Raw genomic sequence first — 26245 nt, forward strand, 5'->3', positions numbered from 1 at the left:
GAGATAACTATGTTTGGTAAAGGTGGATTGGGTAACCTGATGAAACAGGCCCAGCAAATGCAAGATAAAATGCAAAAAGTTCAGGAAGAAATCGCTCAACTCGAAGCTACAGGTGAGTCTGGAGCTGGCTTAGTTAAAGTGACCATTAATGGTTCACACAACTGCCGTCGTGTTGAAATCGACCCTAGCTTGCTTGAAGACGACAAAGAAATGTTAGAAGATTTGATTGCCGCGGCATTCAATGATGCTGCACGTCGTATCGAAGAAACTCAGAAAGAAAAAATGGCGAGTGTTTCCAGTGGTATGCAATTACCACCAGGCTTTAAGATGCCATTCTAATGCAAACAAGTCCGCTTCTTGAATCGTTGATGGAAGCTCTGCGCTGTCTTCCGGGGGTTGGCCCCAAGTCAGCGCAGCGAATGGCTTTTCATCTTTTACAGCGTGACCGTAGTGGTGGAATGCGTTTAGCACAATCACTCACTCGAGCTATGTCTGAAATAGGCCACTGTCGTGATTGCAGAACATTTACAGAACAAGATGTTTGTAATATTTGTGATAACCCACGCCGCCAACAGAATGGCTTAATTTGTGTGGTTGAAAGCCCCGCAGATATCTATGCAATCGAACAAACCGGGCAATTTTCCGGCCGCTATTTTGTACTTATGGGGCATTTATCACCACTTGATGGCATTGGCCCTATGGATATCGGTCTTGATAGGCTCGAAGAGCGTTTGGCGTCAGAGACGGTCAATGAGGTGATTTTAGCAACTAACCCAACGGTAGAAGGGGAAGCGACGGCAAATTATATTGGGCAAATGTGTGGCCAATATGGAGTGGCGGCGAGCCGAATTGCACACGGGGTGCCTGTTGGCGGAGAACTGGAGCTTGTCGATAGTACGACGTTATCGCATTCGCTCTCCGGCCGCTCTCGGTTGTAATATCCTCGTCATATTTCAAGCTGTAGGGGTGTTGGCTGCACTCGGCGACTCGGGTCACATACTGATGTATGCTCCTCGAGATCTCCTCATTTGCCGCCTACCTACAACTTGAACTATTTAGAGGATAGTATTGATTTCGTTTTTCTAAAATCACCCTACAGAATTCAGTTATTAATTTAAGCCGTAGGGGCTGCACTCGGTGACTCAGGTCATATACTGGTATGCTCCTAGGGATTAACGTATTTGACGCCTAGCTACAGCATAAATTATTTAGAGGATATGTTTGGGGGTGATTAAAACGATCCCTTTCATCAACTTCCTTTAGAATGATGACGGATGTGATTATTTTCTTTCTAATCATTAGCTTTTGGTTCTGATGGTTTAAATTTTTTGTTCTTTTCGCTTGAATTTCTGTTTTTCGCCCCCAACTAATCTGCATCGATAAGTCAAACCTATCCAATTAGATTGATGAAATAGAGGCGATTAATGAGTATGAAAGGACAGGAAACGCGTGGTTTCCAATCAGAAGTTAAACAACTCCTCCAATTAATGATCCACTCTCTTTATTCAAATAAAGAGATTTTCTTACGCGAATTGATCTCCAACGCATCAGATGCGGCGGATAAACTGCGTTTTCGTGCATTATCTAAACCCGAACTGTATGAAAACGATGGTGAGCTGCGCGTGCGCATTAGTGCTGACAAAGACCAAGGTACATTGACCATCAGCGATAACGGTATCGGTATGAGCCGTGAAGAGGTGATTGAAAACCTCGGAACTATCGCGAAGTCCGGCACAAAAGCATTCTTAGAATCATTAGGTAGTGACCAAGTCAAAGATAGCCAAATGATTGGTCAATTTGGTGTGGGCTTCTATTCTGCATTTATCGTGGCTGACAAAGTAACGGTACGTAGTCGTGCGGCAGGTGCTCCTGCAAATGAAGGTGTGTTCTGGGAATCTGCTGGTGAAGGTGAATACACCATCGCTGATATTGAAAAAGCCGAACGTGGCACCGAAATTACCTTACATTTGCGCGATGACGAAAAAGAATATTTGGATAACTGGCGCTTGCGTTCAGTGATTAGCAAATATTCTGACCATATTGCTTTACCCGTTGAAATCGAAGAAAAAAATGAAGAAGACGGTACGGTCACTTGGGAAAAAATTAACCAAGCGAAAGCATTATGGACGCGTAGTAAGTCTGAAATTTCAGACGAAGAATATACCGAGTTCTATAAACATATTTCCCATGACTACGCAGACCCACTAACATGGTCACATAACCGTGTAGAAGGTAAGCAAGAGTATACCAGCCTGCTGTATGTGCCTTCTAAAGCGCCATTTGATTTATGGAATCGTGACCAACAACACGGCTTGAAACTCTATGTTCAACGCGTATTTATTATGGATGATGCAGAACAGTTCATGCCGAATTACCTGCGTTTTATTCGTGGGGTGTTGGACTCCAATGATTTACCATTGAACGTTTCGCGGGAAATACTGCAAGACAGCGCATTAACCCGTAGTTTGCGCAGTGCATTAACCAAGCGCGTCCTGCAAATGCTGGAAAAACTGGCTAAATCAGATGCAGAAAAATACCAAACCTTCTGGCAACAATTCGGTTTAGTGATGAAAGAAGGCCCTGCGGAAGATATGGCAAATGGTGAAACTATTGCTAAACTCCTGCGTTTTGCAACGACTCATACTGATAGCAGTGTACAGAACGTCTCTTTAGACGATTATGTAAGCCGCATGGTTGAAGGCCAAGATAAAATTTACTACATCACGGCAGACAGCTATGCAGCGGCAAAAGGCAGCCCGCATCTTGAGTTATTCCGTAAAAAAGGCATAGAAGTCTTGCTGTTATCTGACCGTATTGATGAATGGATGATGAATTACTTATCGGAATTCGACGGTAAACAGTTCCAATCCGTAAGTAAAGCCGATGAGTCATTAGATAAGCTAGCGGATGAAAACAAAGCGGAACAAGAGGAAGCTGATAAGCAATTAGAGCCCTTTATTGAGCGCGTTAAGTCATTCCTTGGTGAGCGTGTTAAAGAGGTTAAACTCACGCATCGCTTAACGGATACACCTGCAATTGTCACGACAGATGTAGATGAAATGAGTACACAGATGGCGAAACTGTTTGCAGCAGCAGGACAAGCCGCGCCAGAAGTGAAATATAACTTCGAATTGAACCCAACGCACCCTTTGGTTAAAAAAGCAGCTGAAGTCACTGATGAGTCCGTGTTTGCTGATTGGGTTGATGTCCTGCTGGATCAAGCATTATTAGCAGAACGTGGTACATTGGAAGATCCAAACCTATTTATACGAAAAATCAATGAATTACTTCTAAAGTAATTTAATCTAGTATTTTCGTTATTGAGCATAAACCACGCTTTTGCTTGTGCTTTAGCGTGGTTTTTTTCTTTTGCGAAAAAAGATAAATGCGAAATCGTTTACGTGTGTTCTTGAGTAAAGCGGCATGCTAATGGTATGGTAGCTTGTTTTCTTTTCAAATTATAAAAATCTAAATAGCAAGGGGTTTACGCAATGCGTATCATTCTGCTTGGCGCTCCAGGCGCTGGTAAGGGCACTCAAGCTCAATTTATTATGGAAAAGTTTGGGATCCCTCAAATTTCAACCGGTGACATGTTACGTGCCGCTGTTAAATCAGGGAGCGAACTTGGTTTACAAGCTAAAGAGCTGATGGATAACGGTAAATTAGTTACTGATGAATTAGTTATCGCATTAGTTAAAGAGCGCATCAAACAAGATGACTGCCGCAATGGCTTCTTGTTGGATGGGTTCCCCCGTACTATCCCTCAAGCGGACGCCATGAAAGAAGCTGGCATCACTGTTGATAACGTGCTGGAATTTGATGTACCTGATGAAATCATTGTTGAGCGCATCATTGGTCGTCGTGTGCATGCACCATCAGGCCGTGTTTATCATATCAACTTTAACCCACCAAAGGTTGAAGGCAAAGACGATGTAACAGGTGAAGAACTAACCATCCGTAAAGATGACCAAGAAGACACCGTACGTAAGCGTCTGGTTGAATACCATGCATTAACTGCACCTTTAATTGCGTATTACCAAAATGAAGCTAAACAAGGGAATACCAAGTACTTCAAATTAGACGGTACGCGTAAAGTAGCAGAAGTTAGTGAAGAACTGGCGAAAATTTTAGGTTAATATTTGTACTTATCATGATGTGTATTGCAGTAATAGTCACTGCAATTCGAATTATTTTAAGTATAAGGTATTATATGGAGGCAGCGATGATCGCTGCCTTTGTTTTTTATACCACTTGGTGACAAAAATCGTTAATTAACTGTGCTAAAGTTGGGAATAATTATCAATTAGGAGTTGTTTCATGTCAGAAAAAAAATACGGCATTTTGTTAGCTAACCTAGGAACCCCTGATGCCCCAACGACCTCAGCAGTGAAACGCTATTTAGCCGAATTTCTTAGTGATAAACGCGTTATTGATGTACCCCGCTTGATTTGGAAACCCATTTTGCATGGGGCGATTTTACCGCTTCGTTCTTCTAAGGTAGCGAAATTATACCAATCTATTTGGTTAGAAGGTGGCTCGCCATTACTGGTTTATTCTTTACGTCAAAAGCAAAAGCTCGCTGAATTATTGCCGAATACTGCCGTAGAGATAGGTATGAGTTATGGTTCACCTTCAATTAAAAGTGCGGTGGATAGCTTGCTAGACCAAGGCGTGACCGATTTAGTGGTACTTCCACTGTATCCACAGTACTCCTGTACGACAACTGCAGCGGTGTATGATGCATTAACGAGAGCATTTGCAAGCAGACGTACCATTCCAAGTGTGCAATTTATTCGGAGCTATGCGACACATCCCGCTTATATTCAAGCGCTAGTCAGCTCGATAGAAGAAAGCTTTGCTCTGCATGGTGAGCCAGATAGGCTTATATTGTCTTTCCATGGTATTCCGCAGCGTTATTGTGATACCGGAGATATTTACCAGCAAGAATGCGAAAAAACGGCGGAGGCACTCCGTGAGGCGCTGAATTATCCAAGTGACAAAGTCATGCTTACCTACCAGTCACGTTTTGGACGTGAGCCTTGGTTGATGCCTTATATGGATAAAACGATGCATGAATTACCCGCACAAGGAGTAAAGTCAGTTCAGGTCATTTGCCCAGGGTTTTCAGTTGATTGCTTAGAAACATTAGAAGAAATTAGCGAGCAAAATAAAGAGTTTTTTATGAGTAGTGGCGGTAATAAATATAATTACATACCGGCGTTAAATGATAATCCAAATAGTATTCATATGATTAATTCAATAATTCAAGATGTACTGAAATAAGTAATTCAGTAAATTAATGCAGAAAAGTTTGCTTATCGATATATCAATAAGCTGATTATAGACTATAATCACTTATCTGAAATTATAAATGATTGAATGAATGTTATGTCTTTTGGAATTAATATGAGCAATAAGCAGCAGCCACCACAAGGTAATATAGAGCAGAAGTCGTCTTCTGCTCATCAATTTCATATACAGCAAAACGATGAAATTGATTTGATGGCCTTGTTTTCCATTTTGTTAAAACATAAATTTTTGATTCTTATATTTACGATTGTTTGTATTGGGGTAAGTGTTGGTGTTGTTAAGTTATTACCTCAAAAATGGAGCAGTACTGCTATTGTTATTCCTCCTGCATCTGAAGAGCTTAAAGAAGTCAATGCATTTAAAGCGCAATTGGATGTCTTAGATATTCCTATTGATCTCAGTGCTCAACGTGTTTTTACTGCATTTATTGACCAATATCGTTCGAAAGTTAATCAAGAGAGTTATATAAGAAGTACTGAGTATTATCATAATCTTGCAGAGAAAATTGACCCAAAAGATGATGTTATCGCTCAGCAAAGGTTAGTAAACTCAATCATTTCTAATGATATTAAAATTCAAGATCTCTCAAAAGAGAAAAACAGTACTTCAAGTGATATTGTTTTGAGCTTTACTGCCCCTTTGCCAACGGAAGCCCAGGACTTACTTGAAGGTTATATTCGCTATAGTGCATCGAAAGTAAGGCAACAGTTAAAAGTTGAAATCGACAATATGATTTCAGAGAAACTTATTTATGCCAGTGAGTCACTAAAACGCGAAGTCAGCAAAATTCAAACGGAATACGATGTTAAGGTTGAAAGGCTTAAACGAGCTGTTGATATTGCAAAAGCGGCTGGAATTGAAAAGCCGATAGCCAGCGATTCTGTTGCTATCAATGATGACCCTGATTACCCTATTGCGTTAGGAACTGAAGCTTTAGAGAAAAAATTACTGATCGAAACCCAAAATCGTGATTTGGCATTGATGAGCGAAAACCTACAAAACCGTAAAATTTATATTGATGATTTACAAGAGTTAACCAGTAAAGAATTAAATTTTACGCCAGTTAAATTTATTTTAACGCCAGACTTACCGTTGCATAAAGATTCACCAAAATCATCGTTAATTGTTGCATTAAGCGCAATACTTGGTTTAATTTTGAGTTGTGCATTTGTGTTAAGTCGGGAACTTTACCGCGATTATAAATATCAAAATCAGTAAAATAACTTCCAAATGACAAACAATGGAGCCAGTGCCTTCTTTGCAGGTGCTGGCTTTACTTTATCGTGCTAGAATAGGGCGATGTTCCATTGTTAATCTTCTAATTATGAAATTCCCCGGTCAACGCAAGTCAAAACACTATTTTCCTGTTAGCCTCAGAGATCCTTTATTACAGCCTTTAAAAGAAACATTGGCGGATGATGAGAATTGTAAGTCCTATATCGTTGGTATCGATCAAACACTAGTCGATATTGAAGCGAAAGTGGATGACGATTTCATTCAGCGCTACCAGTTGAGTAAGGGACATTCATTGGTTATTGAAGATGATGCCGCTGAAGCTTTATATAAAGAACTTACAGATAATGCATTGATTACTCATGAGTTTGCGGGTGGGACAATTGGCAATACACTGCACAATTATTCAGTATTAGCCGATGACAGATCTGTGTTATTGGGCACAATGTGTAATAACATCCAAATTGGTAGCTATGCCTATCGCTATTTATGCCACACCTCAAGCCGTATGGATTTAAATTTTCTACAAGGTGTGGATGGCCCTATTGGGCGTTGTTTTACCTTAGTTACTGAAAATGGCGAGCGAACTTTTGCTATCAGTCCAGGCCATATGAACCGCTTGCACCCAAATAGCATTCCCGAAGATATCATTGCGGGGGCTTCCGCGCTGGTTTTAACGGCTTATTTAGTCCGCTGCAAACCCGGAGAAACTATGCCGGATGCGACTATGCAGGCTATTGCGTATGCGAAAAAGCATAATGTTCCCGTTGTGTTGACGCTTGGAACTAAATTTGTCATCGCTCAAGACCCTCAGTTCTGGCGTGATTTCTTAGCGGAACATATTTCAGTAGTTGCAATGAATGAAGATGAAGCACAGGAGCTGACAGGGCTGAGTGACCCATTACTGGCCTCTAATATGGCATTAGACTGGGTCGATTTAGTTTTATGCACAGCGGGCCCGTCAGGCTTGTATATGGCTGGCTATACGGAAGACGCTTATAAACGTACGACGCAGCACCCACTATTGCCGGGGGCGATTGCAGAATTTAACTTATACGAGTTTAGCCGAGCAATGCGTCAGCAAGATTGCCAAGTTCCATTACGAATTTTCTCGCATATTGAGCCTTACATGGGCGGGCCTGAGAAAATCATGAACACGAATGGGGCGGGAGACGGGGCTTTATCTGCATTACTTCACGATATTACTGCCAATTCTTACCATCGCTCTAATGTGCCTAATTCCAGTAAACATGAGCGCCAATACTTAACTTATTCATCTTTAGCCCAAGTGTGTAAATATGCTAATCGTGTAAGTTATCAAGTATTAACTCAGCATTCGCCTCGCTTGACTCGTGGCTTACCTGAAAAAGAAGATAGTTTAGAAGAATCTTATTGGGAACGTTAAAGCGAAATAATTCTCATTTTAATTAATGATATCGATTTTAAGGCACTTCAATATAATTGTTATTGAGGTGCCTTTATTTTTGAACAATTATTTTGATGAATTGTTGTCACTAAATTTTATTAACTGAAGTAATTATTTACATTCAAATTATGTATCTATAAATAATGTAATGGTTAATGATGACTAATATAAATAACCATATAGTGAGTGCAATGTTAATAATTGATGAGAGTTTGAATTAATTTCAGACCAATAAATAAAAGCTGCATACTACTTTATGAGTATTCATATTTAGCATGCAGCGAGTTGTATATTTAAATATATAAATATGGTTAATGTTAATTAATGTTGCTTCGCAACAGCGAGTTCACTTTCTTCTTTGGCTATTTCAGCCGCTTTTATATCTTCAGCTTCATAGCGCATTGCTTGTGGCACTGATATTTTAATCGCAATAAATACCGCTAAGAAGCCACCAACCAACTTACCAAGCAGAATAGGTAAAACAAGCGTGGGTTGGAAATTGGCCGTGAACGCAAGGTGGTCACCGATGGTGGCTTGCGCACAAACACCAAATGCAACGCAGAGTACTTTGTCTCTAGCTCGCATTTCTTTGAATAAATGATAAGTTGCAATAATGTTTGCCATAACCATAATAAAACCCAAAGACCCGGTATCACTCAGTTTTAAACGGTTACTTAATGCACGTACTAAAGGTTTACAGTAGCGTTGGAATAAATAACAAATTGGGAATGTACCCGCTAACATAATACCGATATAGCCCGCAATCTCGATGGCGCGGAATAACTCATTTTGGTCCGCAAACAGTGGGTCGAAGCCCCATGCCCCGAAAACTTTAGTGAATACCCCGGTAAAGTGTTCAACGATTGAAAATGCTAAGACTAATTTGACGAATGCATCCATGATTTTACCGAAAATCAGGAAACCCGTTACCATTAACATTGGGCGATATTTTAGCCCAGCAGCTAATAAAAAACAGAATACAAACAGCGGCATCAAGTATTGCAACATGGTAAAGAAATCTAAGGTCAATTGATGTGCTGCCGGTGAGTTTGTAGAGATAATATCCCTGACAGGAATATTATTGAACGTAATTAATAGCAGTGAAGCGAGTACGCCAAATGGTATTGAGATCAACCCAGCCATTGCACCAAGCGCAAGGTATTTATGATCTTTGCGATTTAGCATTGTTAACCCTACTGGGATCAGGTAAACAATAGTGGCCCCAGAGGTATAACCGATCAACATTGCGGTGATCCACATGTCTCGATTCGTCGTCAGTGCATCGGCTAGTTGGTAACCGCCCATGTCAACTGCAATAATCGATAAGGCCGCAATGGAAACGTCTGATCCAACAGAGGAAAAGACAGGCCCAAGAATGTAAGAGATTAACTGTGAGAGTAGTGGAACTGCAGCCATGATCCCCGCTTGGGCAAGAAACACGGGACCAATAGAAAAGATCCCGTTAACAAACTCTTTTCCAAGATCGCTGGTGGGTCTGACAATGGATGCGACTGCGCCAATGATGGCTCCGCACATGATCAAGTAAATAATGTAATTTCCGAATTCAGCCATGGTAGGGTTTCCTTTTATTATTTTAGTGTCTTAATTGGCGAGAACGGGCAATGATGTCGCGATATTGTTCCATCACACCTTGCATGTTCGTTCCATCAGGATGTGTCACAGTAGCGTTGCGTCTTACCGCCATTTCGTGAGTGATACCGATGCCTTTGCGAGCCAGCAAGGCTGCGCCTAGTGCGGTGACTTCACGGTTTGCTGGTGCTTCAATGTCTTTCTGTAATAAATTCGCTAAAAATTGTTTAAAATATTGATTTGAAGAAAGCCCTCCATCGACTGAGATTGATTGGCCTAACGGTGAAATTTTTTCCATTGCAAAAATAACTTCAGCGGAGCGCGCTGCGATGCCTTCCAAAACAGACTGCATCATATCTTTTTTGTCAGTATCTAATGAAAGCCCCGCCCAGAGACCCGCAGCACTGCGATCCCAGTATGGGCAGCCTAAACCAGATAACGCTGGGACAAAGGCGAGACCACGTTTAATCGCAGATTCAGCCCTGAAATCACCAAGCTCATCGAATGAGTCAAATAAACCGATTTTGCGAGCCCAATTGATGGCAGACGCTGCGTTGTACACGCCACCATCTAAGCCAAATACAGGGGGTTGATTGGGGAACTTCCAGCAGAGTGTGGGTAGTAAACCGCTGTCATGAGTTTGTGGTATATCTGTACCAGTCAATGCTTGCAAAAAAGCGCCTGTACCGAAGGTAATTTTTGCATCACCTTTTTCACGACAGCCATGGCCAAATGTGCCAGCAAATTGGTCAACAATAATGGCTGTGACTGGTGTGAGATGCCCATCGAGATTTACTGCACCAAAATCACCGATGTTATCTTTAATTGGTGGTAAGCAGTGGATGGGAACACCAAAAATGTCACACAGTTCTTGGTCCCATTCTAATGTATGAATGTTGAGTAATGACGTTCGAGATGCTGAGTTATAGTCGGTGACGAATACGCCACATAAACGGTCGAGAAAAAAAGCATCCATCGTACCGATACGTAGTTTATTTTTATCCGCTAATGTTTTTGCTCCGACGACATTTTCAATTATCCACCCCATTTTGCTGGCGGAAAAATACGGGTCGAGAGGTAATCCCGACTTAGATTGCACCAGTGGCTCTAACCCTGCCTCTTTGAGCATTGAGATGGTTTTCTCTGTCCGCAAGTCTTGCCAGACAATGGCATTGTATAAAGGACGCTTGCTATCCGCATCCCATGCCACAATACTTTCACCTTGGTGACAAAGCCCAATAGCATCAACAACTTCACAGCTGTGTAAGCACTTAATGATGTTTGCCAGTATTTCCTCTGGGTCGTGTTCAACCCAACCACTATTCAATGTGATTTGCTTATGAGGAATGCTCATAGGGGAGTGGTAATGGCCGCCTTCTTCAAAGACAACGACCCGGGTTCCCGTTGTTCCCTGATCGATAGCCGCATAACGTTGATTGAGCATCACAGTATTCCCAGTGTTATAAATGTTGTAAATAGGTCTGTTTTTTTGCTTACTATCGTTTAATCGGAAATAAAATCCACAAAAAACTCACAGTAAGTTTCACTAATGTGACAAAACTCACAATAAAGTAACAATGTGAGTAAGTTTTTGGTTGTTGTTGTGCTTTGTGTTGTTTTAATTATTGTGATTGTGGGAATTATGTGGTTTTATGTGTGCAAGTTTTAAGTTAAGGATCTCAGCCATGGAAATTAATAATAAAAAGATTTGGGATGTCATTGTCATCGGCGGTGGTGTCATTGGCTGTGCAGTGACACGCAAATTCACACTGATGGGTGCCAACACGTTGTTACTCGAACGTGGAGGTGACATTCTTTCGGGAGCAAGTAAGGCAAATAGTGCGCTATTACATACAGGTTTTGACGCCACACCAGGGAGTCTAGAACTTGAGTGCATGCAAGAAGGGTATCGTGAATTCATTGAAATCAGAGAAAAAATGAATTTACCTCTTCTTGAAACAGGAGCATTAGTGGTTGCATGGAATGATGAGCAACTCAGTAAATTACCTGCGATAGTTGAGCAAGCGCACACTAATAATGTATTAGATGTGACAATTATTGATAAAGAAGAACTCTATCGTAGAGAACCACATTTAGCACAAGGCGCACTTGCGGCCGTTTCTGTGCCAGGTGAGGCGGTTATCGACCCATGGAGTACACCACTTTCGTATTTAACACAAGCTGTGAAACATGGGGCTGAATACAGTTTTCATTGTGAGGTAAGCGGTGGAGCACTCAATGATGGAATATGGCGTTTAACCACATCAAAAGGTGAGTTTTCTGCCCGTTTAGTCATTAACTGCGCAGGGATCAACGGGGACATTGTTGAATCAATTTGCCACCCATCACCGTTCCAAATAAAACCACGTAAAGGGCAGTTCCTCGTTTATGATAAAGCCGCAGCAGCAGATATCAATGCGATTATCTTGCCAGTGCCAACGGCTATCACAAAAGGTGTTTTGCTATCAAAAACCATCTTTGGCAACCTCTTACTTGGCCCAACAGCGGAAGAACAAGATGACCGTTGGAAGGCAGAAGTAAAACAAGAAGTCCTTGAGGACTTAATTGCCCAAGGTTCACGTATGTTACCTTCATTGCACAATTACAGTGTGACCGCAACCTATGCGGGGTTACGTCCTGCCACAGAAGAAAAGTATTACCGTATTAATGATTATCCTGAAAAACAGTGGATATGTGCGGGGGGAATTCGTTCAACAGGCTTAACTTCGGCTTTAGGGGTGGCAAGCTATCTTGGTAAATTGTATCAAGAAAACTTCACACCACTTTTTGAATTATCACCGCCAGAAGCGCTAATTTGGCCAACCATGCCAATGATTTCTGAATATCATCAGCGGGATTACCAATGCAAAAGCAATGGCGGTATTGTTTGCCATTGTGAATTAGTGACTCAGCGGGAGATTGAGGCCGCATTTGATTCGGATATTCCTCCCGAATGTTTGGGCGCTTTACGTCGCAGAACGCGAGTGATGATGGGGCGCTGTAATGGGTTTTATTGTAGTAGCCAGGTGGCTGAAATCATTAATGGTCGTTTCGACCACACACTAGCAGTGGAGGCCGTAAAATGAGTTTAAATTATGATGTGATTATCATTGGCTCGGGCCCTACTGGTGTTGCTGCGGCACAGGCTTTGCGTCGTCGCGGTATTCAAAATATCGCCATTATTGAACGTGAAGCGCAGGCAGGAGGCGTTCCGCGTCATTGCCAGCACCCAACTTTTGGCATACTCGCATTCAAGCGCCCGATGAAAGGCAATCAATTTGCAGAAAAAATTGTTAATCAACTGGGAAATACACCAATTTTTACCCGTAGTACGGTAACGGCACTGCAGCCTAATGGAAAATTAACGGTTTCAACACCAGAAGGCCTTGTCGAAATGCAAGCTAAGCGGGTTCTGATAGCGACTGGGGTCAGAGAAACACCTAGACACCCGCGCTTAGTTTCAGGCTTGCGCCCTCAAGGGGTATTAACAGCCGGGGCATTACAGCAATTTGTTTATCTAAATGGTAAGAAGCCTTGCCGCAATCCAGTGATAGTAGGCAGTGAATTAGTGAGTTTTTCTGCATTATGGACACTAAAAAATGCAGGTGTTAAAGCCCAAGCGATGATTGAAAGTGGCGAACGGATTTTAGCGTTTAAACCCGCGACTTTATTTGCCAAAGCGATGGGAACCCCCGTTTATTTGAATAGTAAAATTACTGAAATTGGTGGATTAGATCGCGTGGAATATGTGGTTATTGAAACCAAAGGTAAAAGCCACAAAATTATGTGTGATTCGGTCATTTTTACGGGGCAATTTGTTGGTGAAAACACCTTAATCCGTAAAAGCCATTTGGGGTTTGATGCAGCGACAGGAAAACCGGTAACAGACCAATATGGGCGTTGCTCAGATGCTAGTTATTATGCTGCGGGCAATATGTTGCATCCGGCCGATATGGGTGACCAATGCTATCAAGAAGGTTTAGTGACAGGAGGGCGGATAGCAGACGATTTATTAGCGAATCATCATCAACAACAATTGAAAGAAACCCAACATATTCCTGTGCAGTTTGACTCGAAAATTTGTTTTAGTGTTCCTGCATGTATTGATATTGATAATTTATCAGTGCGACAAATTGATTTTAATATCAAAGTTGAACAACCTGTGAGCGGAACTATTCGAGTTATGGCAGGAAATACCCTGTTATATGAAAAACGCCATCGCTGTTTACCAACACGACGTATTTTACTGAAAAATATTGATTTAACAAAAATACAACGGGACGCTACTGAAATTAGTATCACTGTTGTATAGTGCTGGAAAGTTAAATGGTTAAGAAGGATTAAACTATGTGTGAGGGACGTTCCTCAAAAGTACGTCATCAAACCATCATTGAGCTGCTTTCTACTCAAGGGCAGGTTTACGTACAGGAGCTTGCAAAACATTTTAATGTCGCGCAAGAAACTATCCGTCGTGACCTTAGTAAACTTGAAACTCAAAAGTTACTGAAAAAAGTCCATGGTGGAGCCGTTAATATCCAGTCAAAATTTGAGCGTAATTTTACGGAAAGAGCACAAGCCGCGGTTGATGAGAAAAAAGCGATTGCAGCAAAAGCGGCTGAGCTGATAAAACCCGGAGACACATTGTTTATTGATTTTGGCACAACCACCTTTGAATTTAGCCAAAGAATCAAGTTGATTGATAATTTAACCGTCATTACGAATTCGCCTTTATTGGCAAATACGTTACAAGAAAACTCAACCATCGAAACAATTTTGATTGGTGGACAATTTAATGCAGCGCAAAATGCATGCTTAGGTGCGATTGCACTAAAAAATATTGCTGAATTTTTTGCTGATTACGCAGTGATTGGCGCAGGGGCGATACACGCGCTGCATGGTGTGATGGACCAGCACGTCGATGAAGCTGCGATCGCGCAAAAGATGATGGAAAATAGCGATAAATTAATGGTATTAGCGGATGGCACAAAGGCCAATAAGCATGCGATTAATTTTGTGACAAGTTGGGAAAATATTGACTATTTGGTGACCACCAGCAAAGAGTTTAAATTACCTGAAAATAAAAAACACCCTAAAACGAAGATTATTGTTGCGGGTGTTGAATAAGCTTTAATTTTTATCATTCAATTATAAACACTCCCTATGAAATATATTTAATTATTTTTCATAGGGTTACTTTACCCAAAATTTGATTAACGCCAATACTAGGAATTATTATGAGCCTCTATTTTATTGCTTGCCCTTATTCAGACCCCGATAGCAATGTTGTGGAAATGCGCTTCCAAGAGTGCACTAAATTCGCGGCAGAGCTTGCGCTTAAAGGTATAGCAACTTATAGCCAAATCACGATGACCCATCCTATTAACCAATACCTTGCCTCACAAGGACAAAAAGTCGCTTGGTCTTCTATTGATATGGAGTTTCTAAAGCGTTGTGATGGGTTAATTGTGCTGACATTACCGGGGTGGGAGAAGAGCGGCGGTGTTGCAGCGGAAATTCAGTTTTTTAAAGATCAAGGGTTGCCGGTTTGGACAGGGGATGAGTTCAAAGAACAAATGGCAGAATAACGTTTATTTATCGCTATCTTGATGATCCATGACGTTTTATCGTCATGGATTTTTTTGTGCACAAAAAAGCCGTAACCCAAAGGCTACGGCTTTAAAGATAGGGCGGCGTTTAGTGGCTAGGTTTTAGATATTCATCTAAGTTTTTGCCTTCGACTTTTCTATTGTCGTTATCAATAAAATCATCAATAGAACAACCGAACTCTTCCACATCATTGCACATGAGTGTCGCCATAGATTTAGCAATTTCATGTTCACCAATAATAATATGCTCAGCCCCTCGTTCTTTGATAAAGCTGACTTCATCATCATAATGGGCACGAACAATCACAGTGATATCTGGGTTCATTTCTTTTGCTGTTGCGACAATCTCCCCTGCTTCATAACCATTCGGAATGGTTAAAAGCAATGTTTTGGCGCATTCAATACGTGCAAGACTAATGATATCTTTATTTGCGCCATTGCCTAAAATTGCGCTAAAGCCATTTTCAGCAAGTTCTTCAAACCGAGCGCGGGTATCTTCAACAACAACAACCGGAATCTCCCTTCTACGCAGTTTGTCTGCAAGCATGCCACCGACTCGGCCGTAACCGACGATGATTGCGTGGCCGCAGATATCGACAGGAACTTGAGTTTCTTCTTCCAGAGTCTCTTCCAGCAGTTGCTCTTCGATAGTCTCGGTTTTCTCAAGGTACTTATCTAATAAGCTAAATAACACAGGATTCAGCATAATAGAGACAATTGCACCTGCTAATACCAAGTTTTGTGCGTCTTTATCCATCACGCCAAGGGTCAAGCCCATGCCTGCTAAGATAAAGGCAAACTCACCGATTTGCGCCAAACTGACGGAAATGGTTAGCGCTGTTCGCCGTGAGTGCCCAAACATCCTGACAAGAACCAAGGCCGCTGCAGATTTACCAATAATGATAATGGCCAGAACCCCTAAAATCCCTAAAGGTTGTTCAATTAACACGACTGGGTCGAATAGCATCCCAACCGAGACAAAGAACAGAACAGCAAAGGCGTCACGTAATGGTAGAGTGTCTTGTGCAGCGCGATGGCTGAGCTCAGACTCATTTAATACCATCCCTGCGAAGAACGCACCGAGGGCAAATGAAGCATCGAAAATCGCCACAGCGGCATAGGCAATACCTAATGCAAGTGCGAGAACAGCAAGGGTAAATAGTTCACGAGAACCTGTTGATGCGGTACGTGATAAAATCCATGGGATCACTTTACGACCCACGACAATCATAATGAATATGAATAGAACTACTTTACCAATTGTCCATGCAAGGCCTAATGCAAGCTCACTGAAACTTGCGTCATCTGTGTTCATAATAGCGGCTGCGGCAGGCAGTAGAACAAGTGTTAAGACCATGGCTAAGTCTTCAACGATCAGCCAGCCTATAGCAATTTGCCCACGCTGGCTTTCAATCAATTGACGTTCTTCTAAGGCCCGTAGTAATACGACGGTACTGGCAGTGGATAAACATAGGCCAAATACAACGCCTGTAAATATTCCCCAACCAAATAGCATAGAGAGGCCAAGGCCCAATAAGGTGGCTACTGCGATTTGTGCAATGGCTCCGGGAATGGCGATAGCTTTAACAGCAAGTAAATCTTTTAATGAAAAATGTAGGCCAACCCCAAACATCAGTAAGATAACACCGATTTCAGCAAGTTCAGGTGCCAGTGCTGCATCAGCAACAAAACCGGGGGTAAATGGGCCTGCGAGAACACCGGCTGCAAGGTAGCCAACTAAAGGGGAAATTTTTAATCGCTGCGCGATCATACCTAACAAATATGCAAGGGCGAGACCACCAACAATGGTTGTGATTAAGGGCGTTGAATGCTCCATTTAGTCTCCTCTGGTGAATATAAAAATAGAAAGGTGGGTACATGCCGTTGACTTTTAAAATGAGGCCTTCATTTTAAAATGCAATTTGCATGTTTTTATATTCTAACTTTTTTTGAGATAAATTTCCTTAAAAAAATGAAATGTTTTTAAAAAAAAGACAGCTTAAAGGTGCTAAATCGTTACAAGCGCTATGTTTGTGAGATTTTTATCTGGAATTTGTTTGGATTGAGGAAGGAAAGACCCATACTTATTTTTAGGTAAGTATGGGTAAAATAAGAAAATAAAACTATTTGTTACCAATATTTGGCAGTAATACTGTAAAAACCCCAAGTAATGGTAAGAAAGCGCAATAATGATAAACTTGTTCAATACTGGTTTGGTCTGCGATATGACCTAAAACTGCTGCACCAACGCCCCCCATACCGAAGGCCAGCCCAAAGAACAACCCTGATACCATGCCGGTTTTACCGGGGATCAGCTCTTGTGCGTAGACTAAAATAGCTGAAAATGCGGAGGCTAAAATCAAACCAATAATGACGGTAAGTACCCCAGTCCAATAGAGGGATGCGTAGGGTAAAATTAAAGTAAATGGCGCAACACCAAGGATTGAGAACCAAATAACGTATTTACGCCCTATTTTGTCACCTATTGGCCCGCCAATCATTGTGCCAGCGGCAACGGCAAATAAGAAAACAAACAAATGAATTTGCGCATTTTGCACTGAAACACCGAATTTATCGATCAGATAAAAGGTGTAATAGCTGCTGATACTGGCCAAATAGAAGTATTTGGAGAAAATCAGGACTAATAGTACAGCTAAAGAGCCAACAATGACTTTACGTGGTAAGACTTTTACATTTCCCGCGCCGATCGGTTTTTTACTTGCGGCACGATGTTGGTGTTTATACCAACTGCTGACTTGCAGCAAAATAACAATTGCAAGTAGGGCAGCCAGTGAGAACCAGCCAATATTGCCTTTGCCATAAGGTTCAATAATCAGCGCTGCAAGTAATGGCCCAAGGGAGGCCCCTAAGTTGCCACCCACTTGGAAAAAGGATTGTGCGAGGCCATGACGCCCCCCTGATGCCATACGTGCAACACGTGAGGACTCAGGGTGGAATACGGAAGAGCCGGTTCCAACGAGTGCCGCGGCCAGTAATATAGTCGGGAAGGTTTCAGCCATTGCTAGCAATATTAATCCCGTTAACGTGAAGCTCATACCTATTGGCAGAGAATATGGCTGCGGGTGTTTATCGGTATAATAGCCGATAATAGGTTGCAGTAATGATGCAGTAATCTGATAGGTGAGGGTGATCATCCCAATTTGGGCAAAACTTAATGAAAAATCAGATTGTAATAAAGGATAAATGGCTAAGATCAGTGACTGGATCATGTCATTAAGCAAATGAGAGACACTGATGGCAGTTAGGATACTAAAGACCGTTTTCCCCGTTTTGTTTATTGGCTTTGACGGGCTTGGGTTGTTAGGGTTTGTGGTTTGCTCACTCATATTATTATCAACTTTCTGTGTTACATAATTGTTATCAATATAACTGAAATACAATTTATTTAAATGGATAAATAAATCACGTGAATAATTAGTGTCGGTTAATTATTTGATGATGATCTCATTTTTATGAAACGAATTTCTTATTCTGCAATAGGTATCAAATCCTGATCATATTTTTATGCTATAAGACAGCAGGTAGTGACAAACTATAATCTAATATGACTGAATAAAAATTCCTATATCAGCAGGGAGAAATGTATGAAGTTTGCATTTAAGGCATCCGCATGCGCATTAACGGTATCGTTAGCGTTAATACCCGCAACTATGGCAAATGCGTGGGAAAAAGACAAAACATACAATATTACCATTCTACATACCAATGACCATCACGGCCATTTCTGGCACAACGACCATGGCGAATATGGTTTAGCCGCGCAAAAAACGGTGGTTGATGAAATTCGTGACGAAGTCGCTAAGCAAGGTGGTAGTGTTTTACTGCTCTCTGGTGGTGATATTAATACCGGTGTACCAGAGTCTGATTTACAAGATGCAGAACCCGATTTTAAAGGAATGAACTTAGTGGGTTACGATGCGATGGCATTAGGGAACCATGAGTTTGATAACCCGCTTGAAACGCTGCGTCAGCAAGAAAAGTGGGCAACCTTTCCGTTTTTATCCGCCAATATTTATCAAAGCAGCACAGGCAAACGTCTTTTCAAGCCTTATCAAGTTTTTGATAAACAAGGTGTAAAAATTGCAGTGATGGGGCTGACAACTGACGATACTGTACGTATAGGTAACCCTGCTAACTTCCCTGATGTTGAATTCCGTGTGCCTGCGGATGAAGCTAAAAAAGTGGTTGAAGAGCTCCGCGCAACAGAAAAACCAGACATTATCATCGCAGCAACGCATATGGGCCACTATGACGATGGCAATCATGGCTCCAATGCCCCAGGCGATGTCGAAATGGCGCGCAGCTTACCGGCTGGCTATTTAGATATGATAGTGGGTGGTCACTCACAAGACCCTGTTTGTATGTCTCAAGAAAAGAAAAACTACAAGCAAGAAGATTATGTACCAGGTACACCGTGTGCGCCAGATAACCAAAATGGAACTTGGATTGTGCAAGCCCATGAATGGGGTAAATATGTAGGCCGTGCGGATTTTGAATTTAAAAACGGCAAGTTTACGCTCAAGCACTACCAGTTAATCCCAATTAACTTGAAGAAAAAAGTGACAAAAGAAGATGGGACTAGCGAGCGTGTTTATTATACGCAAGAAATTGCTCACAACCCTGACATGATGAAGTTATTGACACCTTATCAAGAAAAAGGTGACAAGCAACTGAGTGTTAAAGTGGGATCTGTTGAAGGCAAACTCGAAGGCGATCGCAGCAAAGTGCGTTTTGTACAAACCAATATGGGGCACCTTCTGTTAGCTGCACAGAAAGAACGTGCAGGAGCTGACTTCGCGATCATGAGTGGTGGCGGTGTTCGTGACTCTATCGAAAGTGGCGATATCACTTATAAAGATGTTCTTAAAGTTCAGCCATTTGCCAATGAGTTAGTTTATGTGGATTTCAAAGGTGATGAAGTTATCCCATACCTGACCGCAGTTGCGAATATGAAACCGGATGCAGGTGCATATGGCCAGTTCTACAATGTGAACTTAACGCTGAATAAAGATGGCACGATCAGTGATGTCAAAATTGATGGTAAGCCTGTTGACCCAGCGAAAACCTATCGTATGGCCACGTTGAATTTTAATGCGATTGGTGGTGACGGTTACCCGAAAATTGACAACCATCCTAACTACGTTAATACCGGCTTTGTCGATGCGGAAGTGCTCAAGGGGTATATTGAAAAACATTCCCCTCTGAAAGCGGCAGACTATGAACCCAAAGGTGAAATTATTTATAATAATAAATAATTAAATCATTATTACCTTGAAAGCCTCACTGCTCGCGGTGGGGCTTTTTTAGCTAAAGGTGATTTAACAGCCACCAGAACCATTATGGCTTAGTGCTATTTACGTATTTCAGCGAAGGTTGCATTCAGTACTTTTGCGAGATCGTTAGGAGCAAGTTCAATATCTAATCCACGCTTTCCACCTGAAATAAACAGTGTGGCATATTGCTGAGCTTGGTCGTCAATTACCGTTGGCAGGCGCTTTTTTTGGCCTAATGGACTAATGCCACCAAGTAAATACCCAGTAGTCTTTTGGGCTATTTGTGGATCTGCCATTTCAACTTTTTTGACTTTAAACACTTTGGCGACCTGTTTTAAATCTAATTGCCCTGAAACAGGTGTAACAGCGACGGCTAACGTTTTTTGATCACCATTGAGCGCAACCAATAAGGTTTTAAACACCTGTTTGGCATCTAACCCAAGTTTTCGTACCGCTTCATCACCAAAGTTATTTTCATTTGGGTCGTGGTCATAAGGATGTAAAGTGAAGGAAATTTTTTGTTTTTCGAGTAATTTCACGGCTGGGGTCATTTTGAGCCTTCTATTTATAACTTATAGCTTAATTTCGCAAATATTCTACCAGACTATTTTCACCAAACAGATGTAATGCACCAACAGCGACAACATAGTTACCATCAGGAAGTGACTTAAGCTGCTCACTCCAATTCGCATTTCGTTGCTTCATCAATACTTGGTAAATGTCTTCGCTAAACGTATTGGGTAAAGCCGTGCGGTTATTGGGTTGGTAATCTAGCCACCAGCTTATCATTGTCTGTAGCGAGCGCGCATTTTCACGCCAGTGGTTCAATGAGTCTTGTAACAACGCTAGCCCATTATTAGGCAAAGAAAGCAGCAATTCAACTTGAGAGGCGGTTCCTTCTAACTCAATAACTGGTTTGAGTTGTGATTGCGCATTACGGATAAGTTGGTAGTCAATACCATAATGGCCTCTGAGCCCGAGCTCTTGAGCTTGGGTCGCTTGCAAGATCAGGGCGATTTGCCATGAGGGTAAGGTATCAAAGCGTTCGGGGGATTGGCGGAGCTCTAAACAATATTGTTGAAAAAGATGATATTCACCATCGGTTAACCGCTGTTCTACAGGAAGATGCTCTGCTACATCATTAGGAAATGGGGAGTGAGTTTCAGTGATATCTGCCTCAACAATTAAGGCATCTGCGAAATTAAGTTTATCTAATAATGTGGCAGACAAAGGAAACATATTCTCTGTTCCCATATGGATACTCCCCACAACGTGCAATTTAAGGTTTTTTGATAGCCGAATATCAACCGCAGGGTAAGGGTAAACTGGAGCAGTTTCCGTATGAAGCCAGTTTTTTAAATTTTCAATCAGTTTGCCCACGATTTCGTCCCTGCGCTATTTCTCATTTTACTAGGTTAAACAATCTTGCCGCAATTTGCGAATGCTCATCACCGATTACGCATTTTTTAGCTGACTGATTTTTCGTGGAGGCGAGACAAAGTAAAAAAATGCCCCTAATAAAGGGGCATCATAGGGTTAGTTATTCTTACTAATGCCTTTAAATACACTGAGTAAAGCGAATAAGCTAAAGGAACTAAACACCATTTCGATCCCAATTAGGGTTGTCAGTAAGGTAATTGATGTAATAGGGCCATTACCGATGAGTAAATAGGCAATAAAGAAATCTAACAGCCCAATGATGATTTGTAACCAGCCACCCGCTGAGCTAATTTGTTGGAAGCCGACATAGAGCCGGATCACCCCACCAACAATAAATAACGCGGCCACCAAAATAGCCAACGCCACTAAACTTTGTAACGGATCTTTAATAAACGAGTAGCCGACAATAATATAAATAAGACCAATAACAAAACCAAATAACCGTGACCAACCAGTATAAATCACCGTACTCAAGATGCTGACTATTGCACCAACACCGCCAATAATCAGCAGTACACCCAGTACTGTACTGACGGCAATACCGGAGATCATCGGGTTGATAATACAAAAAAGCCCACCAGCTAACAGTAAAATGGATAAGATCACCAGAAAGGTGCGTTGTTTTTTAAACTCTTCTCCCGCAAGTTTGGCGAGTTTCTCACGATCAATATTAAGCATTTTGTACTCCAAATATTAAATAACTAACTATTTATAAGTATAGGCTTAGCTTTCACATAATAACATCTTAGTTAGTATAAATTTAATCAGCTTTAGTTGTCTTCGTGTAGATTTGCATCATTTTTTATACTTTAAATAACACAGAGAGTCATGTGTAGCGTAAATAGAATCTGCTAACTACCAATATTATGGTTAATTTAGTTAACGATCTAAAATATCTAAATATTTTTCTTGATCTAAATTTGGGAAATGGCGAGTCGCAGCAGTTAAAATAATTTCTTTCATCAGTTTTTTTGCATTATGGCTGTCTTTTAAGCGGATCGCATCAAACAATAATTTATGCATTTTAACTGACTCGGTTGTTTCCCTCGCACTTTTTTCTTGCGTATGTTTGAACGACAAAATGAGTGCTTCTTGGATGGCATTCCCGATTGAAAATAAAAAAGGATTATGACAGGCTTTGAGTAATGCGTAGTGGAAGTCAATATCACCTTGTTCGAATAAAGCCAAAGAATCTTGCTCATGGCCTTTTTGCATTAAAAACCAGGCTTTCTCTAGGTCTGCTAAATCTGCTCCTGTAGCAAAGCTGGCAGCTAGTGCGGAAGCATTAGGTTCAAACATGAGCCTTAATACAACGAGTTGTTTGAATAGTTCAGGAGAAACTCCTGCTTTGCCAACCCATTTAAGTAGGTCGTAATCAAGAAAATTCCATTCATCCCTTGGATTAATAACACTTCTTTTCTTTGGCTGAATAGAGATAAGCCCTTTACTGGAAAGTTGCTGTAGTGCATTGCGAATTGATGTTCTTGATGCGGAAAATTGTTGTGCGAGCTCATTTTCACCAGGTAGCATATTATCTTTATAATACCCAAGAATAATTTGCATCCCGATTTGTTGCATAATCGATTGAGCTAATGTTTGCTGAGGCTCGGCCATTAAATTAAAACCTTATTTTGATGTAATATTGATGACTGTAACAATCTATCATGATTGGCGTTCAACTGCCTGCTGATCTTTGTTCGTGTGACTAAAATAACGTAACTGATATAGATTCTACCGCCAGTTATACGGTTTATTTTTTACTGTAAGGTGAGGTTGATACTTACAAAAAAGTAGACGTAGATAACAAATAACAAAAACTAATCCCTCCGTAAATACCAATAAATTCAACATTATCAAATGATTATCATTTTTTTCTTATTTTCACCTAGTTGACACAATAAAATCATGTGATACAAATTACATTAACTTGTATTACAAGATTGAGGTGGACAAAGTGTATTGGATTGCGGTGGATTGGGGTACTACAAATTTTCGTGCTTTTTTAATGAAAAAAGATGAAATCATTGATGAGGTTATTGGAACTGAAGGAATTTTATCCGTTACTGAAAACCAATTTGATGTTGTTTTATACCGTAATATTGAGCATTGGCTAACATCGAAAGGGAACCTTCCTATTTTATTAGCAGGAATGGTTGGCTCCCAAAAAGGTTGGTATGAAGTTCCATATCAAGAAGTACCAATAACCGCAAAGGGGTTAGCCGAGTCACTGAAAGAATTAACCACATACTGGGGTAGTAAAGCGTGGATTGTTCCAGGTATTCAAAATTTAAGCCAGTATGCATTACCAGATGTTATGCGTGGAGAAGAAACCCAATTACTTGGATTAGCAGACAGTGCAGATACTTATGCAATTCTGCCAGGAACACATAGTAAACACAGCGTTATTTCCCACGGTGAAATAAAAACGTTTACTAGCTTTATGACAGGGGAGCTCTATTCCTTATTAATAAACTCATCAATGATTGGTAAAGGATTGCCAAAACAGATTGATAATGAAAAGTATTTCTTAACAGGAATCGAAAAATCTAAGGAAAATATTCCATTTACACATTTAATTTTCTCTGCCAGAACTAAACAATTAAATAAAGAAATACCTGCTGAATTTGTTGGCAGTTATTTGTCAGGTATTTTAATTGGAATTGAATTAAAAAATGTAGAGTATGAAAATAAAATATGGGTAATTACAAATGAGTCATTAGGTGAAAAATATATCGTTGCAGGTAAATACTTTGGCCTAAATATGGAATATGTATCTGGTAATAGGTGTTTTCTAAAAGGTGCATTTAAATTAATTAATCAATTAGGTAATTAAAATGAAAAATGGAACAGAGTTCGAAGTACATTGGAGTAATAATAAGTACCCATTCATTGCTATATTGAGAGGGTTAACGGTAGAACATGCAATTCCAGTTTGTAGTGGTTTGATTGATAAGGGGATAAAATATATAGAAGTGCCCTTGAATACTGATTATGCATATGAAGTTATTGAGTTATTAATTAAAGAATTTGGTAATCAAGCAACTATAGGTGCAGGAACTGTTCTCAAAATAGAACAGGTTCAAAAAATCAAAGATATTGGTGGGGAAATTATTATCTCACCTAATTTGAATGAAGATGTTGTTCGAAAAACTAAAGATCTACAAATGATTAGTTGCCCGGGCGTTTACACAGTGACTGAAGCTTTTAATGCAATAGAATATGGTGCAGATATTTTAAAATTTTATCCCGCAGATATGATAACACCAAAAGTACTTAGTGCAATGTTAACTGTTCTGCCTAAAAAAGGCTTATATTTTCCAGTTGGAGGGATCTCTGCGGACTCTAATCAATTAAATGCTTATATAGAATCAGGGGCTAATGGATTCGGTATTGGCGGAAGCCTATATAAGCCAACAATGAGCGTTGAGGAAGTCTTGAAAAATGCAGATAAATTAATAGACGCATGGAATAATCGATAATGCCAAAAAGTATTTTTGCATTTGATACTAAAGTTATAAGAAGCCCTCAAGCTGAATTGGGTGAGTCACCAATTTGGTGTCATCACACTAATTCGCTACTTTGGGTTGATATTAAAAAAGGGAAATTATTTCGGTTTTATCCTGATTTAAGTGATGTTATAGAAATACAGGATATTCCAATATTAACGAGTGCCGTTTTACCAACGAACATAAAAAATTTTTTTATTTTGATTAATATCAATGGAGTTTATGTTTTAAATTATAAGACTAAAGAGTTGAGTATTTACTTTGAATTTGAGTTTAACAATGAAGGAATAAGAACTAATGAATGCCAAATTTCACCTGATGGAAATATTTTTATCAGTGTGATGGATAAAAATGCCAATAATCCTATAGGTAGGATTTATGAGTTCAATGTTAAAAGAAAGGAATTGAACTGTATTCATTCTAATTTACTTATCCCTAATACTATGCAGTGGTTTGGCGGTGGATTTTGGTTTGCAGACTCAGGGCGTAAAGTTTTTTATCGAAAAGATTTAAACACAAATGAGATTAAAGAGTATCCAGTTAATTATATTGCAGATGGTTCGGCTCTAACCAAAGAAGGTATTTTAATTAATGCTTGCTGGGGAGATAAATGTCTTGCTTTATACGATTTGAATAATTCAATGCAATTAATAGGAAAAATAATAGTTGATTCCTCTCAACCAACGAGTTGTATATTTTCAGGAATTGACCAATCAACCCTTTATGTAACTTCTGCTTATGACGGGTTAAAAAAAATAACCACAAATGATGGAAGGGTAACTTCCATTAAAACAAGTTTTATTGGTCAACCTAGTAACACATTTGTACTGTAAAAATTGA

General features: G+C 40.4%; 23 protein-coding genes. 15 read left to right on the forward strand and 8 right to left on the reverse strand.

Annotated features, from left to right (window positions below):
- Positions 1-9: 9 nt before the first annotated feature.
- The 7 genes from PSF67_RS02525 (at position 10) to PSF67_RS02555 (ending at position 7948) form a co-directional block, all read left to right on the forward strand.
- The gene (locus tag PSF67_RS02525; protein ID WP_004260403.1) at positions 10-339 is read left to right on the forward strand and encodes a YbaB/EbfC family nucleoid-associated protein; all 330 of its coding nucleotides are present in this window, start codon (positions 10-12) and stop codon (positions 337-339) included.
- Positions 339-938, forward strand: coding sequence for a recombination mediator RecR (recR, locus tag PSF67_RS02530; RefSeq protein WP_102139395.1), 600 nt, complete (start codon positions 339-341; stop codon positions 936-938). The genes PSF67_RS02525 and recR overlap by 1 nt, the downstream gene beginning before the upstream one ends.
- Positions 939-1430: 492 nt before the next feature.
- Positions 1431-3299: a molecular chaperone HtpG gene (gene htpG, locus PSF67_RS02535; RefSeq protein WP_195698830.1), complete on the forward strand. Its 1869-nt coding sequence runs from the start codon at positions 1431-1433 to the stop codon at positions 3297-3299.
- A 192-nt stretch (positions 3300-3491) separates the two neighbouring features.
- On the forward strand, positions 3492-4136 hold the full coding sequence (gene adk, locus PSF67_RS02540; protein WP_102139393.1) for an adenylate kinase: 645 nt from the start codon (positions 3492-3494) through the stop codon (positions 4134-4136).
- Positions 4137-4317: 181 nt separating this feature from the next.
- On the forward strand, positions 4318-5283 hold the full coding sequence (gene hemH / locus PSF67_RS02545; RefSeq protein ID WP_102139392.1) for a ferrochelatase: 966 nt from the start codon (positions 4318-4320) through the stop codon (positions 5281-5283).
- A gap of 123 nt (positions 5284-5406) precedes the next feature.
- A complete protein-coding gene (wzz(fepE), locus tag PSF67_RS02550) occupies positions 5407-6528 on the forward strand; it encodes an LPS O-antigen length regulator Wzz(fepE) (RefSeq protein WP_181490076.1) in 1122 nt (373 codons plus the stop codon).
- A 106-nt stretch (positions 6529-6634) separates the two neighbouring features.
- The gene (locus PSF67_RS02555; RefSeq protein ID WP_102139442.1) at positions 6635-7948 is read left to right on the forward strand and encodes an inosine/guanosine kinase; all 1314 of its coding nucleotides are present in this window, start codon (positions 6635-6637) and stop codon (positions 7946-7948) included.
- A gap of 342 nt (positions 7949-8290) precedes the next feature.
- Here PSF67_RS02555 and eutH read toward each other — a convergent pair whose 3' ends face one another.
- Positions 8291-9541 (reverse strand): ethanolamine utilization protein EutH, encoded by a 1251-nt coding sequence (gene eutH, locus PSF67_RS02560; protein ID WP_102139391.1) that lies wholly within the window; start codon positions 9539-9541, stop codon positions 8291-8293.
- A gap of 22 nt (positions 9542-9563) precedes the next feature.
- Positions 9564-11003: an FGGY family carbohydrate kinase gene (locus PSF67_RS02565; protein ID WP_102139390.1), complete on the reverse strand. Its 1440-nt coding sequence runs from the start codon at positions 11001-11003 to the stop codon at positions 9564-9566.
- A 241-nt stretch (positions 11004-11244) separates the two neighbouring features.
- Here PSF67_RS02565 and PSF67_RS02570 point away from each other — a divergent pair, with 241 nt between their 5' ends.
- From PSF67_RS02570 to PSF67_RS02585, 4 genes are all read left to right on the forward strand, one after another.
- Positions 11245-12645: an NAD(P)/FAD-dependent oxidoreductase gene (locus PSF67_RS02570; RefSeq protein WP_272676475.1), complete on the forward strand. Its 1401-nt coding sequence runs from the start codon at positions 11245-11247 to the stop codon at positions 12643-12645.
- Positions 12642-13871, forward strand: a complete 1230-nt coding sequence (locus PSF67_RS02575) for an NAD(P)/FAD-dependent oxidoreductase (RefSeq protein ID WP_102139388.1) — start codon at positions 12642-12644, stop codon at positions 13869-13871. Before PSF67_RS02570 ends, PSF67_RS02575 begins: the two co-directional genes overlap by 4 nt.
- Before the next feature lie 35 nt (positions 13872-13906).
- Positions 13907-14683 (forward strand): DeoR/GlpR family DNA-binding transcription regulator, encoded by a 777-nt coding sequence (locus tag PSF67_RS02580; RefSeq protein ID WP_272676476.1) that lies wholly within the window; start codon positions 13907-13909, stop codon positions 14681-14683.
- 110 nt (positions 14684-14793) lie between these two features.
- Positions 14794-15144 (forward strand): DUF1937 family protein, encoded by a 351-nt coding sequence (locus PSF67_RS02585; protein ID WP_102139386.1) that lies wholly within the window; start codon positions 14794-14796, stop codon positions 15142-15144.
- A gap of 109 nt (positions 15145-15253) precedes the next feature.
- Here the strand turns inward: PSF67_RS02585 and ybaL are convergent, their stop codons facing one another.
- Complete coding sequence (ybaL, locus tag PSF67_RS02590; RefSeq protein ID WP_102139385.1) at positions 15254-17002, reverse strand: YbaL family putative K(+) efflux transporter; 1749 nt, start codon at positions 17000-17002, stop codon at positions 15254-15256.
- Positions 17003-17288: 286 nt separating this feature from the next.
- On the reverse strand, positions 17289-18512 hold the full coding sequence (locus PSF67_RS02595; protein WP_272676477.1) for an MFS transporter: 1224 nt from the start codon (positions 18510-18512) through the stop codon (positions 17289-17291).
- A 258-nt stretch (positions 18513-18770) separates the two neighbouring features.
- On the opposite strand from PSF67_RS02595, the gene ushA reads away from it, so the two are divergent.
- Positions 18771-20441, forward strand: coding sequence for a bifunctional UDP-sugar hydrolase/5'-nucleotidase UshA (ushA, locus tag PSF67_RS02600; protein ID WP_166265680.1), 1671 nt, complete (start codon positions 18771-18773; stop codon positions 20439-20441).
- A 95-nt stretch (positions 20442-20536) separates the two neighbouring features.
- Here the strand turns inward: ushA and ybaK are convergent, their stop codons facing one another.
- The 4 genes from ybaK to PSF67_RS02620 all read right to left on the reverse strand — a co-directional run bounded on the left by ybaK (position 20537) and on the right by PSF67_RS02620 (position 23513).
- Positions 20537-21010 (reverse strand): Cys-tRNA(Pro)/Cys-tRNA(Cys) deacylase YbaK, encoded by a 474-nt coding sequence (gene ybaK, locus PSF67_RS02605; RefSeq protein ID WP_102139382.1) that lies wholly within the window; start codon positions 21008-21010, stop codon positions 20537-20539.
- A 28-nt stretch (positions 21011-21038) separates the two neighbouring features.
- The gene (locus PSF67_RS02610; protein ID WP_102139381.1) at positions 21039-21839 is read right to left on the reverse strand and encodes a TraB/GumN family protein; all 801 of its coding nucleotides are present in this window, start codon (positions 21837-21839) and stop codon (positions 21039-21041) included.
- 156 nt (positions 21840-21995) lie between these two features.
- Positions 21996-22577, reverse strand: coding sequence for an HdeD family acid-resistance protein (locus PSF67_RS02615; RefSeq protein ID WP_166265677.1), 582 nt, complete (start codon positions 22575-22577; stop codon positions 21996-21998).
- 201 nt (positions 22578-22778) lie between these two features.
- On the reverse strand, positions 22779-23513 hold the full coding sequence (locus PSF67_RS02620) for a FadR/GntR family transcriptional regulator (protein ID WP_166265674.1): 735 nt from the start codon (positions 23511-23513) through the stop codon (positions 22779-22781).
- Between the two features lie 340 nt (positions 23514-23853).
- Between PSF67_RS02620 and PSF67_RS02625 the strand changes: the two genes are divergently transcribed.
- The 3 genes from PSF67_RS02625 to PSF67_RS02635 are packed head-to-tail and all read left to right on the forward strand — an operon-like array spanning position 23854 to position 26238.
- On the forward strand, positions 23854-24732 hold the full coding sequence (locus PSF67_RS02625) for a 2-dehydro-3-deoxygalactonokinase (RefSeq protein WP_272676478.1): 879 nt from the start codon (positions 23854-23856) through the stop codon (positions 24730-24732).
- A 1-nt stretch (position 24733) separates the two neighbouring features.
- Positions 24734-25378 carry a 2-dehydro-3-deoxy-6-phosphogalactonate aldolase gene (locus PSF67_RS02630; RefSeq protein WP_166265667.1) on the forward strand — a complete coding sequence of 215 codons (645 nt, stop codon included), beginning with the start codon at positions 24734-24736 and terminating at the stop codon, positions 25376-25378.
- A complete protein-coding gene (locus PSF67_RS02635; protein WP_206275921.1) occupies positions 25378-26238 on the forward strand; it encodes an SMP-30/gluconolactonase/LRE family protein in 861 nt (286 codons plus the stop codon). Before PSF67_RS02630 ends, PSF67_RS02635 begins: the two co-directional genes overlap by 1 nt.
- The last annotated feature ends 7 nt before the right edge of the window (positions 26239-26245 follow it).

This window comes from Providencia sp. PROV076, assembly GCF_028483405.1.
GTDB classification, from domain to species: domain Bacteria; phylum Pseudomonadota; class Gammaproteobacteria; order Enterobacterales; family Enterobacteriaceae; genus Providencia; species Providencia huaxiensis.

Excerpts from the sequence above, each read along its gene's own strand:
- PSF67_RS02555 (WP_102139442.1), top strand. The coding sequence starts at position 6,635 with ATGAAATTCCCCGGTCAACGCAAGTCAAAACACTATTTTCCTGTTAGC.
- PSF67_RS02580 (WP_272676476.1), top strand. The coding sequence starts at position 13,907 with ATGTGTGAGGGACGTTCCTCAAAAGTACGTCATCAAACCATCATTGAG.
- recR (WP_102139395.1), top strand. The coding sequence starts at position 339 with ATGCAAACAAGTCCGCTTCTTGAATCGTTGATGGAAGCTCTGCGCTGT.
- hemH (WP_102139392.1), top strand. The coding sequence starts at position 4,318 with ATGTCAGAAAAAAAATACGGCATTTTGTTAGCTAACCTAGGAACCCCT.
- PSF67_RS02570 (WP_272676475.1), top strand. The coding sequence starts at position 11,245 with ATGGAAATTAATAATAAAAAGATTTGGGATGTCATTGTCATCGGCGGT.
- PSF67_RS02615 (WP_166265677.1), bottom strand. The coding sequence starts at position 22,577 with ATGCTTAATATTGATCGTGAGAAACTCGCCAAACTTGCGGGAGAAGAG.
- adk (WP_102139393.1), top strand. The coding sequence starts at position 3,492 with ATGCGTATCATTCTGCTTGGCGCTCCAGGCGCTGGTAAGGGCACTCAA.
- PSF67_RS02575 (WP_102139388.1), top strand. The coding sequence starts at position 12,642 with ATGAGTTTAAATTATGATGTGATTATCATTGGCTCGGGCCCTACTGGT.
- ybaK (WP_102139382.1), bottom strand. The coding sequence starts at position 21,010 with ATGACCCCAGCCGTGAAATTACTCGAAAAACAAAAAATTTCCTTCACT.
- PSF67_RS02585 (WP_102139386.1), top strand. The coding sequence starts at position 14,794 with ATGAGCCTCTATTTTATTGCTTGCCCTTATTCAGACCCCGATAGCAAT.
- htpG (WP_195698830.1), top strand. The coding sequence starts at position 1,431 with ATGAAAGGACAGGAAACGCGTGGTTTCCAATCAGAAGTTAAACAACTC.
- PSF67_RS02595 (WP_272676477.1), bottom strand. The coding sequence starts at position 18,512 with ATGAGTGAGCAAACCACAAACCCTAACAACCCAAGCCCGTCAAAGCCA.
- PSF67_RS02525 (WP_004260403.1), top strand. The coding sequence starts at position 10 with ATGTTTGGTAAAGGTGGATTGGGTAACCTGATGAAACAGGCCCAGCAA.
- ushA (WP_166265680.1), top strand. The coding sequence starts at position 18,771 with ATGAAGTTTGCATTTAAGGCATCCGCATGCGCATTAACGGTATCGTTA.
- PSF67_RS02620 (WP_166265674.1), bottom strand. The coding sequence starts at position 23,513 with ATGGCCGAGCCTCAGCAAACATTAGCTCAATCGATTATGCAACAAATC.
- eutH (WP_102139391.1), bottom strand. The coding sequence starts at position 9,541 with ATGGCTGAATTCGGAAATTACATTATTTACTTGATCATGTGCGGAGCC.
- PSF67_RS02565 (WP_102139390.1), bottom strand. The coding sequence starts at position 11,003 with ATGCTCAATCAACGTTATGCGGCTATCGATCAGGGAACAACGGGAACC.
- PSF67_RS02635 (WP_206275921.1), top strand. The coding sequence starts at position 25,378 with ATGCCAAAAAGTATTTTTGCATTTGATACTAAAGTTATAAGAAGCCCT.
- PSF67_RS02630 (WP_166265667.1), top strand. The coding sequence starts at position 24,734 with ATGAAAAATGGAACAGAGTTCGAAGTACATTGGAGTAATAATAAGTAC.
- ybaL (WP_102139385.1), bottom strand. The coding sequence starts at position 17,002 with ATGGAGCATTCAACGCCCTTAATCACAACCATTGTTGGTGGTCTCGCC.